17 protein-coding genes are annotated in these 14,731 nt (G+C 51.2%); 2 read left to right on the forward strand and 15 right to left on the reverse strand.

Features of this window, described 5'->3' with window-relative positions:
- Nucleotides 1–5: 5 nt before the first annotated feature.
- The 4 genes from HP435_RS25400 to HP435_RS25415 form a co-directional block, all read right to left on the reverse strand.
- Entirely contained in the window at nucleotides 6–839 is an 834-nt protein-coding gene (locus HP435_RS25400) for an alpha/beta fold hydrolase (RefSeq protein ID WP_122963714.1), read from the reverse strand.
- A gap of 88 nt (nucleotides 840–927) precedes the next feature.
- Nucleotides 928–1,659: an ABC transporter permease gene (locus HP435_RS25405; RefSeq protein ID WP_173597687.1), complete on the reverse strand. Its 732-nt coding sequence runs from the start codon at nucleotides 1,657–1,659 to the stop codon at nucleotides 928–930.
- Nucleotides 1,660–1,670: 11 nt separating this feature from the next.
- Entirely contained in the window at nucleotides 1,671–2,429 is a 759-nt protein-coding gene (locus HP435_RS25410; protein WP_173597688.1) for an ABC transporter permease, read from the reverse strand.
- Nucleotides 2,426–3,337: an ABC transporter ATP-binding protein gene (locus tag HP435_RS25415; protein WP_173599413.1), complete on the reverse strand. Its 912-nt coding sequence runs from the start codon at nucleotides 3,335–3,337 to the stop codon at nucleotides 2,426–2,428. The genes HP435_RS25410 and HP435_RS25415 overlap by 4 nt, the downstream gene beginning before the upstream one ends.
- Nucleotides 3,338–3,490: 153 nt before the next feature.
- Here HP435_RS25415 and HP435_RS25420 point away from each other — a divergent pair, with 153 nt between their 5' ends.
- Complete coding sequence (locus tag HP435_RS25420) at nucleotides 3,491–4,201, forward strand: response regulator transcription factor (RefSeq protein WP_122963710.1); 711 nt, start codon at nucleotides 3,491–3,493, stop codon at nucleotides 4,199–4,201.
- A gap of 2 nt (nucleotides 4,202–4,203) precedes the next feature.
- Entirely contained in the window at nucleotides 4,204–5,607 is a 1,404-nt protein-coding gene (locus tag HP435_RS25425; protein WP_173599414.1) for a sensor histidine kinase, read from the forward strand.
- Nucleotides 5,608–5,786: 179 nt separating this feature from the next.
- Here HP435_RS25425 and HP435_RS25430 read toward each other — a convergent pair whose 3' ends face one another.
- The 11 genes from HP435_RS25430 to HP435_RS25480 form a co-directional block, all read right to left on the reverse strand.
- Nucleotides 5,787–6,380 carry a YdeI/OmpD-associated family protein gene (locus tag HP435_RS25430; protein WP_173599415.1) on the reverse strand — a complete coding sequence of 198 codons (594 nt, stop codon included), beginning with the start codon at nucleotides 6,378–6,380 and terminating at the stop codon, nucleotides 5,787–5,789.
- Between the two features lie 288 nt (nucleotides 6,381–6,668).
- Nucleotides 6,669–7,088, reverse strand: a complete 420-nt coding sequence (locus tag HP435_RS25435) for an SRPBCC family protein (protein WP_173599416.1) — start codon at nucleotides 7,086–7,088, stop codon at nucleotides 6,669–6,671.
- Nucleotides 7,085–7,426 carry an ArsR/SmtB family transcription factor gene (locus HP435_RS25440; RefSeq protein WP_173599417.1) on the reverse strand — a complete coding sequence of 114 codons (342 nt, stop codon included), beginning with the start codon at nucleotides 7,424–7,426 and terminating at the stop codon, nucleotides 7,085–7,087. Before HP435_RS25440 ends, HP435_RS25435 begins: the two co-directional genes overlap by 4 nt.
- Nucleotides 7,427–7,840: 414 nt before the next feature.
- Nucleotides 7,841–7,993, reverse strand: coding sequence for a hypothetical protein (locus HP435_RS29355; protein ID WP_338076110.1), 153 nt, complete (start codon nucleotides 7,991–7,993; stop codon nucleotides 7,841–7,843).
- A 1,304-nt stretch (nucleotides 7,994–9,297) separates the two neighbouring features.
- Nucleotides 9,298–9,852, reverse strand: coding sequence for a response regulator (locus HP435_RS25450; protein ID WP_173599418.1), 555 nt, complete (start codon nucleotides 9,850–9,852; stop codon nucleotides 9,298–9,300).
- A 68-nt stretch (nucleotides 9,853–9,920) separates the two neighbouring features.
- A complete protein-coding gene (locus tag HP435_RS25455; protein ID WP_173599419.1) occupies nucleotides 9,921–10,301 on the reverse strand; it encodes a hypothetical protein in 381 nt (126 codons plus the stop codon).
- A gap of 7 nt (nucleotides 10,302–10,308) precedes the next feature.
- Nucleotides 10,309–10,539, reverse strand: coding sequence for a bacterial transcriptional activator domain-containing protein (locus HP435_RS25460; RefSeq protein ID WP_122963702.1), 231 nt, complete (start codon nucleotides 10,537–10,539; stop codon nucleotides 10,309–10,311).
- 204 nt (nucleotides 10,540–10,743) lie between these two features.
- Nucleotides 10,744–11,517, reverse strand: a complete 774-nt coding sequence (locus HP435_RS25465) for a HipA family kinase (protein ID WP_122963701.1) — start codon at nucleotides 11,515–11,517, stop codon at nucleotides 10,744–10,746.
- A 188-nt stretch (nucleotides 11,518–11,705) separates the two neighbouring features.
- Nucleotides 11,706–12,179, reverse strand: a complete 474-nt coding sequence (locus HP435_RS25470; protein ID WP_173599420.1) for an ASCH domain-containing protein — start codon at nucleotides 12,177–12,179, stop codon at nucleotides 11,706–11,708.
- Nucleotides 12,180–12,638: 459 nt separating this feature from the next.
- Nucleotides 12,639–12,974, reverse strand: a complete 336-nt coding sequence (locus tag HP435_RS25475) for a cupin domain-containing protein (protein WP_173599421.1) — start codon at nucleotides 12,972–12,974, stop codon at nucleotides 12,639–12,641.
- Nucleotides 12,962–14,731 carry a hydantoinase B/oxoprolinase family protein gene (locus tag HP435_RS25480; protein ID WP_173599422.1) on the reverse strand — a complete coding sequence of 590 codons (1,770 nt, stop codon included), beginning with the start codon at nucleotides 14,729–14,731 and terminating at the stop codon, nucleotides 12,962–12,964. The genes HP435_RS25475 and HP435_RS25480 overlap by 13 nt, the downstream gene beginning before the upstream one ends.

Genomic DNA, 14,731 nt, shown 5'->3' on the forward strand with positions numbered 1-14,731 from the left:
TTCTTTTATCTTGCCGTTTTTTCTGCATGGAGAAATTGGGTGAGCAGCTCATTAAACCGCTCGGCATGCTCCCAAAACATCATGTGCCCGCCCAATACTTCCACTGCGGACTCGGGGGCATGCTTTTCCATGAACCGTTTTGCAGTCTCGGCCCAATGCTCAGCCACAATCGTCAGCGTCGGCACCGACTCGCTCGCAACCTTTGCCTCTACCCGGTAGTCAGAGAACATCCCGGACGCGAACAAGTTCGCCGCGATATAAGGAGGCGTTTTGAGCGATTGCTCGATGATCCAGGAAAGCTCATTTTCCGCAAGCTCTCTTTGCACCATGACCCCTGTCGCGTAGCCCGAGATAAACTCCCGCTGCTTCTCGGCATCCCGCGTGTAGTAGTTGTAGGCGGCGGCGATTTCATCGAGCGGCCCTTCCACCCAATCTTGCTCGTGATTGGTGGAGAGCGGCTTCGGCGACAAGTCGACGAACACAAAAGATTTCACGTTTCGCGTGCCGTGCTGCCGAACGTATTCCCACATCGTCAAGCAGCCAAATGACCAGCCGACCAGCGTCACATCCACAAGCCCCAGCGCCTCGATGACTTTTGCCAAGTCAGTACCGTGCGTGGCATAGTCGTTGCCGTGCATCGTCACGGACGATCTGCCATGGCTTCTCGGATCAATCGCGATCACCCTGTTAGTCTTTTGAAAATGCTCGATCTGCTTGTGAAACACTTCGGTTGTAAACGTCCAGCCCGGGATCAGGACGATCGGATCACCTTGTCCCACGTCCTGCACAAAAATCTCGACCCCTGGCTCCACCTTCACGTATTTTCCACCTTGCAACATGGTCGCAGCCGCCTCCCATCGTGAGTGAATACTCAGACTTTTTATCCGTTATTCTCTTCACTTACGGAAAAACCCTTCTTTTCAAAGATCAGGCGAGCACATCCGACTTGCGTAATCGCCGGAAGACAACTGTACTGATTCCCACTCCGAACAATGCATTCATCAGCAGAAAAACCACGTTGCTGCCAAAATCAAGTCCCTCCTGGCTCAATACCCCCATCCCCACTGTTAACAGCGAATGCGGGAAAAACAATCCGAGCTTCAGCACATACATTCCCAGCCCGAAAAAAACGGCACACAGACCGATGCCGACTGGCGTTGCAAAGCTTTTGATCCGCATCGAGAGCGCCAATTGAAAAACCGCGATCGTCATCGCCGCGATCCATCCGCGCAACAACCAGCCGGGCAATTCTGCGGGAAGCGACGCCGGAAGCCCTGCCAAAAGCCCGCCGCATACATACAGCAAGCAAAAGAACGCTTGGACTAGGAGAAGAAGAGTTGCCACGACTCCCAGTTTGGCTGCAAACAGGGCCGCAAGCGATACAGGTGCGGTCAGCACCAGATGCCAGTTTTTGTTTTGATGCTCCAGCCGGCATTGATACGAGCAGCCGATCGCAATGAGGATAGGAAAGAAAAACTCTCCGTAGAACAAGCCAACCTGCGACCACAAGCTGTACCATTCCTTTTGCAGCGTCCCTTGGTTCATGACGTAATTGGTCCAGCCGATGATGACGCTGACCAAAGGCAGGATCATGAACACCACCCAAATATGGGAGCGGCGCATTTTCAGCCACTCCGCCTGAAAGCATTGCTTGATCATCACTTCTCCCCCTACCCTTCCAGTCTGGATGCATGGCGTCTTCCCATGAGAAAAAGCAGCGCGGCAACCGCCAGCAAAACAGCCGCGGCAGACGAGATCGGGCCTGCCTCCCGGACGACGAATTGCATCTTTTCGCTCGCATACTGCTGCGTAACGGGACTAAGCCCCGTATAATACGCCCAGACGAATACGCGTCTTGCCGCTTCCGGAAACAAATCGCCTACCATTCCGAGAAAACCGCCGAGCATCCCCAGGCAAAGCGCAAACGCCTGATTTTTCACCACCGTAGAAATCCACTGCTGCAAAGCAAGGACGACCAGCGTCGTGACCAGCGTGCCGAAGAGAAACCGTGCCAACAGCACAAGCGGAACAGACGTCAAGTACCCGGATTGGACGCCAAACACCGCAATCGCCAGCAGCTGGCACAGGCAAACGCCCAGCATGATCAATCCGGCGCAAGCGTACTTCGCCGCATACAGCTTCCCTGGCTGCACGGCCATAGAGCGAAGCAGCCTCCACGTATTCCCTTTATGCTCCATGTCGCAAATCCGGGAAACGACAATAGCCGAAAGCAATGGCAAAAACAGTCCGTTCATCGTGGACAGCATGGCGACGATCACTTCCCAGCCCGCGCTGTCACGATTGCGCTCAAAAGACATGCTGACGGCAATAAACGCCCAGACAAGCTCCACCGTCAGGAACAAAAGCGCCATCGGCAGCACGTATTTGCGACGCAGCTTGTAAAACTCAAGCGACAGCGCCTTCCTCACAGACTTTCGCCTCCCCCTGTAAGCTTCAGGAACATGTCTTCCAGGCTTCTTTTCTGTTCCTCGATGCGAAGCACATCAATATGTTCAGCCAGCAGAATCCTGTTTGCCTGCGCTACCTGTCCATCGGCAAGCTTTTCAAAAACAAGCGCGCCCTCCTCCACGCCGGGGAAAAAGCCTGCCCGCATCAACACGTCCCTCGCCGCCCTGTTATCTGTCGTTTTGATGATAATGCGCGGCTGGTTTTTTTGGTGCAGCTCGCTCAGCTTGCCCTGGAACAGCATGTGACCATGATTGATAATGCCCACGGAAGTCGCGATCTGGTCGATTTCGGATAAAAGGTGGCTGGAAAGCAAAATCGTCATTCCATATTGTTGCGGAAGCGCTTTGATCAGCTCCCGGATTTCTCCGATTCCCGCAGGGTCCAAACCATTCGTTGGCTCATCCAAAATCAACAGCTTGGGAAACGACAGCAATGCCATGGCGATTCCTAGCCGCTGTTTCATCCCCAGTGAATACTTTTCAACCTGCTTCTCCTTCTGTTTTTCCAGACGCACGATTTTCAGCGCTTCCTCGATGTTTTTCGCCGGAACATCGCGCAGCTTCTGCACGACACGCATGTTTTCCAGTCCGGTCAAGTGCCCGTAGTACGAGGGCGATTCAATCAGTGAACCGATTTGACTGAGAACGAAGCGGCGGTTTGCCTGAAGCTCCTTCCCGAACACCTGTACCTGGCCGCTCGTCGGTCGTACCAGCCCCAACAGCATCTTTAATGTAGTCGATTTCCCTGCTCCGTTCGGTCCAAGAAATCCGTAAATCTCCCCTTCGCGTACGGACAAGTTCACTTCCTTCACGCGCAAGGCATCACCGTATCGCTTCGATAGTTTGGTAGTAGATAGGATCGTCTCCATCTGTCCCTCCTGCAATGGCTTTTTCTGGCATATTCGAAGTATGACAGGAGATTCTTTCAGCAATCTGACGTTCACCTTACACTAGCCTTAAATTTGCTGCAAAAGCCGATTATCCCGCGCCAAAGCCGCTATAGTAGAGAGAGGTGATGACAGATGGACGAACTGAAACAGAAAAAGCTGCTTATCGTCGATGATGAGCCTGAAATCCGAAAAATGATCGAGCATTTTTTGCGCAAGGAAGGATTCATGCGCATTTACCAGGCGGGCGATTGCAGAGAAGCGCTGGAGCTTTGTCGTTCCATCCAGCCTGACCTCGCCATTCTTGATGTCATGCTGCCGGATGGCGACGGCTTTTCCTTGCTGCAAGCGATCCGGCATATTTCGAACTTGCCCGTGCTGTTTTTGTCTGCCAAAGGACAGGATGAAGACCGAATCCTCGGCCTCGGACTGGGCGCGGATGATTACATCGTGAAACCGTTTTTGCCACGGGAGCTTGTCTTGCGGCTGACGGCTATTTTGCGCAGAGTGTACATTCCCCACACGCCGGAAAAACGCCCTGTTTTTCAACTGGACGACCGTCTCATTGACTTGGAGGCTGGCACCATTCGCCATGACGGAACAAATATCCCGCTGACCGCAAAAGAAATCGCTCTGCTCGGCAAGTTTTATGAGAACCACAATCGCATCGTCACGAGCGACGCGCTCTGTCAGGCCGCATGGGGCGACGACTATTACGGCTATGAAAATACGCTGATGGTGCACATTCGGCGCATTCGGGAAAAAATCGAAGCGAATCCTTCCCGGCCCGCTCATTTGCTGACCGTGCGCGGACTCGGCTACAAGCTGATCGTAAAGGAGGAGTAACGATGGAAGGCACCTCGCGCATTATCAAGCGTTTTGTTCACGCCACCATCCTGATTTCGCTGCTGCTCCTGGCTCTCAATGCTGTCGTGCTCTTGATCTGGATCGGCAGCGGGATCAGCGATGGCGCCTCTCCTTCCGCTGTTGTGCATTTCGTCAGCGACGACTTGCATGGCAAGCGAGACGCCTATGCCATCGCTCCCCGCTCGCAACAACTGTTGGAGCAAAACGGGGCGTGGGCCATGCTGATCGACTCCAAAGGCTACGTGGCATGGAAGTTCCAGCTCCCTGCCGAACTGGAACGGCCGTACTCTCTCGCAGATGTAGCCAAGTTTTCACGCAGCTTCCTGGACGATTATCCGGTCTTCACCTGGGAACATCCAGATGGCCTTGTCGTCGTCGGTTACCGGAAAGGCTCCTACGCCAAATACCAGCATATTCTTCCGGTTGGCTGGGTGGAGAATTTGCCCGGGAAGGCGTTCTTTTTGTTGGCAGGCAACATCGTGCTGGCTCTGTTGCTCTCGCTGTTCATCGGTTCCAGACTCATCGCTTCCATCCGCCCGCTGACAAGCGGCATTCAAGCGTTGGGAGCAGACAAGCCTGTCCAGATTGAGCCAAAAGGCGTGCTGGCGAATCTGGCGGTAAGCATCAATCATGTGTCCGCCCTGCTGCAACAAAAAAACGCCGCTCTGAAAGCAAGAGACGAGGCCCGCTCCAACTGGATTTCCGGCGTTTCCCACGACATCCGTACGCCGCTTTCCATGCTCCTCGGCTACGCGAGCGACATCGCTGACAGCCCGGAGCTGCCGGCAGAACAGAGGCGCTTGGCCGCGATTATGCGCCAACAAGCCGAGCGCATCCGTTCTTTGGTAAGTGATTTGAACCTCGTCTCCATGCTCGAATACGAGATGCAGCCGCTGGGCAAAAAACCGCTGCGGTTGTCGGCAGTCGCCAGACAAGCGGCCTCGGAGCTGTTGAACAACGGACTGGATGAGCGGTATCAGCTGGAAGTAGAGCTTGGAGATGAATCCCCGCAAATCGATGGGGATGAGCGCCTTTTGTTGCGTGCCCTTGCCAACCTTTTGCAAAACAGCATCGACCATAATCCGGCGGGGTGCCAACTGCGCATCCAAACCTTTTTTGATCCCGGCAACCAAGCTTGTCACGTAGTCGTCTCGGACAACGGAAACGGAATTTCCCCAGACGAACTGCCCGACTTGCTGGAACTGCCTTACGCAAGCAAACGCAAACGCCCGCGCCAGAACGGACACGGCTTCGGCCTTCCCATGGCCGAGCGAATTGCCAAGGCTCACGGAGGAAAGCTGTCGTTATCGAGCGAGGTCGGCAAAGGCTTCTGCGCGAGTATGGAGCTGCCTGCCCTCTCGCAAAAAGAAAAGAGCAAGCCGTAATGGCCTGCTCTTTCTCCAATTAGATTTCTTACTATTGCGAACAAAAGGTTCGTGACTGCGGTGCAAAAAACAACCGTACGTCACAGCACGGCGTCCCATTTGCTCACTAATTTTTTGCATTCACCGGATTTCAGTTGGTTCGCTCCGTTTGACGCTTATCGCTGAATAGCTGCGCTAGGCTAATCATTCAATCCTTTTCCGTTTAGAATTTGCTCCATGTATTTTTCCACTCTCGCCACTCGCGTCTTGGATTGTTTCGGTTCAGAAAAATAATAAAGGTATGCTCTCTGCCGTCCCGGTGTCAACGCTTCGAAGGCAGCTTTCAGGTCAGGATTTTCAGCTAATTTGGTTTGAAATTCTTCAGGAGCGGTATATTCTTCTGTCTTCTTGAAATCCACTTCCAAACCGGCTTTTTCCACTTCAATAGCCTGATGAATGTAGGCTTTCAAGACGTCTTCCATCTCCACGATTTCTTGTACGTTGGTAAAGCGAATTTGTCGCGCCGCCTGTACATTTTCCGTCTGCTGGATGAGGATTCCGTGCGGATCTTGCAACAACGCACCTTTGTGGAACAGGAGCGCACAGTATTCTTTGAAACCATGGATTAAAACGACGTTCTTTTTCTCCAGCGTGTAACAAGGATGCATCCATTTAAAATCTTCGGTCAGCCCACAGTCGAGAACGATTCTGCGCAACTCCACAAATTCTTCCTGCCACTTTTTCGCTTTGCTTAAAAATTCGTCGACCTTCGGATGCGCACTACTATTTGTCATCAAAGAGCACTCCTCTTCCATCTTTTGATCAACTGACAGTCAAAAGAATGTTCATTCAGTCGTAATAACCTCTTGCTCTTAATTTTGCCCATTCTATCATAATTAAGACTGTGACTATGCGAACAACCGCGACAATTCACTTGCACGCAATTGAAAAACCTCCCATTCGAGCACTCTATCCCGTTTGCTGCAACTGGAAGGCTTTTCATTTGTGTGTATGGAAATGATCATCCATTCATCTAGCGTTGCGGACGGAGGTAATCAGTGGTACATCCCGCTATCCGGTTATTATGCCAACGCCTTTTCCAGCTCGCTGCACCACTTGCTCCAGCCGTACTTCGCTCCACCCAGTGCCTGCTCATTGGAGATTCCGGATTGTTCGAGATGCAGGTTAACTTTTCCGTCTCCTAAATCCTGTAGCGTCCAGACAACTGTGTGCTTCTCTCCCCCGCTGCCCCACGTGTAGGACAAGCGGTTTGGTTCGTCTACGATAAGCACTTCGCCCTCAACGACTCCATCCCAATATTCGGTCGGCTGAGTGCGAAACTGAAAACGATGTCCCACCACAGGTTTAAAATCATTTTCCATCGGCTCTCCAGTCTGGATGTTGCACACCCATTTGGTCAGCTTGCTTGAATCAGTCAAAGCGGACCACAGCTTCTCAAGCGTTGTCTTGTACTGAAAATCCAAAGATAATGTCAAACTCATTCTGCTTCCTCCTCTAATAGTTGGTTCAAGCGCAACAAATTCGCACTCCAAAACTTGCTGTAGAAAGCCACCCAATCTTGAATTTCCCTCAGTGGAGCCGCGTTGAGCCTAAATCGCGTTTCCCTGCCGACTTTGCGGTCGAGCACCAGTCCGGCCTCTTTCAGAATTGTCAAATGCTTGGATACCGCCGTCCGGCCCATTTGAAACTGTGCCGTTAGTTCATGAAGCGGCAGCTCCTCTGCTCCGGCCAATAACTCAATCAGTCGTCGCCTGGTTGGGTCCGCTACAGCATCAAACACATCCCGAGACTGGTTGTTTTCGTTTTCATTCTCGTTCACAACACTCCCTCCAAAATATTAATTTCTGTAGGACATAGGTATTGGTGGCGCGAAAGGACGAATGTTAATTTTGAGCACCTCCCTAAAGTTTGCACCCTGTGAATGCAGCGCCCATGCGGCGAGATTTAGCGCGGAATAAAAGAGCGGGAGGATAGCAGAAAACTCGCAATCACCGTAAGCGTTGGCAAACACATGAGAGAAAGCTGCACCAGTCATTCAAAAGTAGATACCAGCGTGAACCATTCTTTCAGCCGAGGCAAACCTGGCACGGCAAAAGCGATGGCTCCGGGCACTTTTCAAATCCCGGGAATGGTTAAGAGGGTTAAGATAGTCAAAGCCTATAGCGGGCAACCAAACTTCGCCACCAGCTCGACGCTTCTCCCGCTTGCATCAGTTGACCGATGCCACTTGCCATCACCGTTGCTGCGAGTAAGAATGTTGCTGACCGATGCCACTTACCATCAATGTTGCTACGAGTAAGAATGTTGCTGACCAATAAGCAGTTATTTTTCCCCAGGGCTGAATTTCTACACTCGCGATTGTTCTGGCACTGATCAGCTTGCTCATTCGTCTCCCCTCTCATCCCTGTTTCAAATGAGGCTTATTCAGGTTGTGAGCTTTGCAAATGGTTTTTTCTTATTGGACACCTTTTAGTGTCTGTTTCGATAATAAGACACCATTTAGTGTCCTGTCAACAGGAGCTTTTTTTCTGCATAGGTCTGAAAGTCAGTGCGTGGGGAGAATTTGTCCCCTGAACACATGCTAAAAAGCCTCGGCGCGTTAATGCCGAAGCTATCTATGTCCGCTAGCTCAAATCCTCTGGAAAATTGTATACTTGCTACCCAATCTATATACTTGAACGGATGTTAGGATGCTGACAAGGAGATAGGTGCATCTTGCGGGATTGTGGGTCTCCCCAACATAGGGAAATCGACAAATACACGCTCTCCCTTCGGCTGTGACTTATGACTCGCTATACGTTTGCTCTTTCGTCATTTGCTTCCCATATAGCAAATGCGCCATAACCTAAAAACTCGCGCACCTCAAGAAGTTAGCGCCTGTAACGCTCAGATCACTCATGAAAATCGCTCCTGTTCGTCTTTGTGTAAACTTCAGCCATTGGCAAACGCCAACTCAACACAGCTTCGGCAAACGCAAAACATCTGAGAAGATGAACAAGCCAACTGAGCCATCCCCGAAAATGAATGTCGCGTCTTAGCGCACGCGGCAATGCCCCCTTTATTTTTCCTTAGTGTGCGCATCTTCATGCAATGCTGTTCTCTCCCTCGTTAACAAATTGTCTGGTTTGTCGAACATAAACAATGTAAATTCAGACATATGAGTTGTACGATAATATTGCCTGTTGTTCATTTTCTTTCTGATCCGTTGATGAAACGCCGTGTGCGATGAAAGTCGCCCGAACGGTGTAGGCTCGCTATAAAACCAAGATAGATAGAGGAATAAATAACTATATTTGACATTATTTTCATGTCCCAAATAGATAGTGGAGACGGAGTGAGCGTTCAGGTCAAGTCCGCTTTTTACCATAGATTCCTGCGGGCTGCCCTTGTTAACACGAGATGAGCTGCATGATTATTCCAAGCACAAATCCGAGTTTCTGTTTTCTGATGCAAAACAACTGACAGGCAGACTTTTATGCAGCGCCCCTGAACTGAACTTGCCATCAATCGCAAGAAAGAGAGTGCTTTTTAAGTGATTTCCTTACCTCGGAACGGAAATCCATTCGATGAAACCACATGTTATCGCTCGTATGAAAGACAGTGCAAAAAAAGTGGATAATCCGCATTCACTGTTGAATCGGATTATCCACCAATTGCTCCCCAAGCTTGGGTCTATTTTTCTATCTTAATCTACCTGTCCGCGATCGCCTCCACGCCATCCGCCTGCTTCATCGCTGTATGCGGCAGAACATCCGTATAACTCAGCGCAACAATACTATTCAAGACGTTGTACAAAAAATGCGGCTTGATTTGCGATTGCAAAAACGCAACCTCCAGATCGACCGCCTTGGCGAGCGACTCCTTCATCGCCAGCACGCAGCCGATTCTTGCCTTCAGCTCCGCCAGTTCGAATGGCTTCGGCAGGAAGTCGTTCGCCCCCGCCTCGAACGCCGCTACCTTGTCTTGAGGTTGAATCGCAGCCGTCACCATCAGCACGGGAAGCTCCAGCAGCGTGTACGTTTTGCGAATCTCCTGGCACACTTCGTACCCCGACATGCCCGGCATCATCAGGTCGAGAATGACAAGATCTATCTTATGCCGCTGGCTGATTTGTTCCAGCGCCTCATAACCGTTTTTGACGGCAATGACATTATAGCCAAAAGGCTCCAGCGGCGCATCGAACAGATAGGGAATGTTTTGCGCTTCGATTCCTGTGCCTGTGTCCTGAACCGAAATTTCAATCATGCCGTCCGTCTGTCGCCGCTGCCGTTACGGCAATACTGCCGCCCTCGTATGCTTGACCGCGTTGTCGATCAGATTGCCGATGTTTTCAAACCGTAAACCGCTGCCGTATCGCCGACTTTGATCCGCAGACGGTATGTTGCCATGCCCAAAGTATTCATCTGATCCGACCACGAGCCCGGCACTTCGATCCGCCCCGGCAAACGATTGTTTTCATTCGCGGGGGAGGATGTGAAATCTTCATGGAAGAGGAGCTTGTCCGGGTAAAACTCCCATTCTCCGTCCAACGGAACGATGCCTTTGTCTGCAAACCGCCATGCGGTCAAATCCAGCAGCCCGTTCTCCACCCTTGGCGTCTGCTTCCCGTCCGGCGAGAACCAAACGAGAAACATGCCGTATGTTGCGGCCAATATGACCAGCGTGACCAGTGCCGCTGCAATCGTTTTTCTCATCGTCCGCTCATCCCTGGTGTCTCATTTGTTGATACAATCTTACCGTCTCCTCTTCCATCGCGACACCCAACTCATCGCGAATGAACTGCTCCAACTGCCAATAAACGCGCAGCGCCTCATTGCGGTTGCCCGCTTCCAGATGCAATTTGATAAGCTCGCGGCCATCCGTCTCCGACTCCGGCGCAATCGCCAAAATGCGCTGCAAGCTGCCCGCCGCGAGTACCGCATTGCCGCCCATTCAAAAGAGCCTGTACATGCGGCGAAGTGCACGGATGTATTGGCTACATTTCTGATTTCCTCGACACAAATGGTCCTACTCCTTGCTTTCGTCGGTTTCGCCTTCGTTCCCTGCAAATCGTTTCCGTCCCAACAAAAGCGGTAAAATGGGGCACGTCTCCTGCTTGGTAAACTCCCTCGCGCCACCCCATTCTTGCCGAGTTGCTTACTCCGCAATCGCTTTCTTATGCCGCATGCACCAAGCCACGACCATCTCGCGTAATTTCTTTTGACGGTAGAGCAGCATTTCTACTACCATTTCTTTTTCAAGTTTTGGCAATACGTTTTCCGGTACTGTCTCCACAATGTCTCGTATCATGTGTTCAGGAATTTTCTCGATTTTATCCACATGCGGCAAAAGCTGGCGAAAGGTGCGGATATAGGCGCGCAAGCCTCTTGGATAGTGGAAATTGTATTTGCTTACATTCAGCCAGTAATCCGCGCTCCAATGGATTTTTCTCCACGTAACTCCCCCTAAAACCGCGCTGCCGTGGTCGATCAAATAAAAATCATAGTGCTTCCCTTTGGGGAACACAATCAGATTTCCCCCGTGCCGATCAATGTTGCAAATCCATATATCAAAAACAAACGTAAGTAACAGTTGTTCGGGATTGTGCAAATGTTTAACGGGCGAACCGCCTGTTTTTTTGGTTAGCTGGAACCAGTTGAAATGGGCGGCCATCGGCTTAGCAATGGAGACGATCCCTTGCTTTCCCTCAACAACCGTTAGTTCTACAGTCGCTACGTTTAGCTCCAGGAGCTTGGCTAGATGATAAGCAATCAGCTCGTTTGCAATCACATTGCCCCACTTCGCGTTTTTCTTGCAAGGAAATTTGAAGTATCCTCGTTGAATTTTGCCGTTCACAGATCGCCAGACGGACCAGACTGTGCCGAATCTGCGCGAAAATCTGCGGTGAGTCCTCCACTTGTTTGTGCTCATCCCTCCACCCCCTTGTACAATTTATGTAGGACAGGCAAGGCGAGGAACGGCATATATAATGACTGGCCGAACTCATTTATTTGTCAGTTTCTCGGTGTTTCGGATGAACTCTCATTTGTCGAGGAAGTCACGCTCCTGCTGCCTGTGCGCTAGTCTCCCCATCTGCTTCGCTCGTCATTTTAGGACAATCATTCATTATCCGTTTTCTCGTTATGGTATTTGTCACAATCCCAATTCCACAATCCTTGCCGTCCGTTCACCGGCACCGGAGCGATCGGCTTTACGTCAACCATCTGCCAGGCAAACCTTCCGCGAGCAAACCAACCGAAGCTGAGTTCATTGCCTTTTATCGGTATCGCCGCATCATCTGCGTCACGCCAAGCGGCAACTTCGCCTGTTCCGGGGGCGATAATGATTTGCAGGCAATCTTCAAGCTTTGCGGTCGCAACCACCGCGCCTGTCGGCAAATTATCTGCCGAGTAGCCATGTTTGGCAAGGACCGACCGTATTGGCTCCCTGTAGCACGCCTCCTTGTCCACCTTTTTGGCCGCGTGAATCGCGAGAGGGCCGCGGTATTTCGTGGCCCACCCCCGGGTTTCAAAGCGTTTCTCGCCAAGAGCGATCAATGTTGCCCAAGGCTGGTGGATCGTGATTGTCTTCATGCCGTTTCCTCCTGTGAAATCCTCGAATCTTTCTACCGAAGTCCCTTCTTAATGTAAGGACAATTTGTCGCGACATTAAGGAGGAGATTATTCATGCTGAAAAAGGGTTATTGTTGCGTTCCATTCAAATTTATTTATCAGTATAAAACAAACAAACCGCCCTGTGGACGGTCTACATTATATGGCACTTTAGCAAATTGAAATTGGATAAATCGACTCACGCAGGATAACAGATCGCTCCAAAGATCGGAATCGAAAATGTGTTTACGCAGCAACGTAGTCTCGTTGAAGGCAAGGTGAATGGCTGTATCAACATACTAGCGATCTAGACTTGTTCGAATGAGATAAGATTAGCCCCCTTTTATGAAAAGAGGGCACTCATCCAGTCACACAAACCTATGCTCCATTCACTGCGGCATTGAGATAACCAAGTCTAGCATCCTCTCCGTATCCATGCCGCTATCGTTTTACAAGCACCCAGACGATTTCGCAATCTTCGCTCCCGTCGTTGTATGCCCAGTGGGCCTCGCCGGCAGGAATAAGAGACGCATCATTTGCTGACATCCGATATTCACCTTCTTCCGTACCGGCAAGAATCGTTCCTTTTACGACGATTGAATACTCGTCCTGCGCATGACTCCCCGAACCGCTTAAAGGAATACGCGCACCAGGCGGAACGACGACGACACCGAAAGTAGCTTTTCCGTTCTCTACCTGCTCTTCGGTAAACAATATTTTCAGGGTTACACCTGGGCGATCTTCCGGCTGAATCGCATTGGCATTTACAATGAGCATTGCTGTTCCCCCTGTTCAAAAGACTGACGCAGCGGTGTCACTCCTCCTACACGATACGTTGCCTTGTCCAGCTCTACTCCGTACAAATCTCTTGCTTGTTCTACGGAAATATAGCCATTTTTGGCATCCAGGACGACCTTCTCTACCGGACGTTCCAGCGGGTTGCCGTATCCTCCGCCTGTTGCGGTAACAAGGCGCACGACATCTCCTTTATTAAGCGGAAAGCGTGCATATTTGCCAAATGGACCAACCACTTCGCCATTGGCTTTGACGATCTCAAATTCATTGCGGGAGCCGTCATGCCCCCCGTTAAAGCCCCATGGCAAATATTTGTGACGGCCAAAGGTTGCCGTGATCGTCTGACCATCAGACATCGCGCGGTACGAGCGGATAGCTCCTGAACCGCCGCGATATTTACCGGCACCAGCCCCATCCGTACGCAGGCTGTACTCCTCAACCATGATGCCATAACGTGTCTCGGCTACTTCGACCGGCACGTTGTACGTTTCCCCATCGCCGATGCAAAACTGTCCGGCCATCCCGTCCAGTCCGTCTCCTGCGCCCCATCCTCCGACTGAAGGCTCAACCACAAGGAACGGTTCGTTCGTATCCGGATGGATGCCGGATAGCACCACCCCGCACACCGAAAGCAGATGCCCCGCATTCAACCGATGGGGAACGACCGGTGCCAGTGCCTTCCAGACGAGATCCGCTCCATACATCATGGTTTCCCAGTAGGTTGATACGGCTGCCGGGCGTTCCGCTGAGAAAATGGAACGGTCATCGATAAGAATGTGGAGCGGGCGGAAAACGCCATCGTTTACATCCTGAGACGGGTTGGTCACCGCAAGGAAAATGACGCGAACGGCGGAAACCAAGGCGGTATAGGAGCAATTGACTGGACCCAGCACTTGCGGATGACTACCGCGGAAATCGCAAATAAACTCGTCATCGGTAATCGTGACCTTCACCTGTACCTTGAACGGACCGTTTCCAACTCCGTCATCATCAATAAAATCTACGGCTTCATACGTGCCCTTAGGCAGCTTGGCAATTTCTTTTACCGCCAACTGTTCGCCATGTCTTAACAAATGGTCAATGGCATCCTTCACTACCGCTTTTCCATGCTTATCGCACAATTCGCGAAAGCGCTTCTCCCCTGTTCGCAATGCTGCTACCTGCGCCCACATATCACCAAGCGAGAGATCGGGAAAGCGGACATTTGCTGCAATGATATCAACCAACGGCTGATTCAGCTTGCCTGCTTCAAATAGTTTGACGCAGGGAAATTGCAAACCTTCCTGAAAAATCTCCGTGGAGTCGGTCGTCCAGGAACCCGGGTCTTTTCCGCCTACTTCGGTCCAGTGGGCCTTGTTGGCCGAAAAGGCAATCAGCTCGCCCTCGTAAAAGATTGGCAGCACAAGACCTACATCAGACAAGTGGGAACCTCCTCCACCGTAAGGATCATTTATGATGATGATATCCCCCGGCTTTAGCTCCCCATGCTCGGAAAACTTTTTCAAAGTTTCCTTCACCATAAAGGTCAGCATCCCGATAAATCCGGTCACACCGTTGCCTTGCGTCAGAAGTTGACCTTTTGCATCTGTCAAGCCGCTGGCGAAATCGAGCACCTCGTAAATAATCGGACTCATCGACGTGCGCGCCAATGTATGAAACATTTCTTCCCCAATGGCGATCAGGGAATCTTTCACAATCTCAAGCGTAAACTGGTCATGTTTCAACGTTGTCTCACTCAT

Source organism: Brevibacillus sp. HD3.3A (genome assembly GCF_013284375.2).
GTDB classification, from domain to species: domain Bacteria; phylum Bacillota; class Bacilli; order Brevibacillales; family Brevibacillaceae; genus Brevibacillus; species Brevibacillus parabrevis.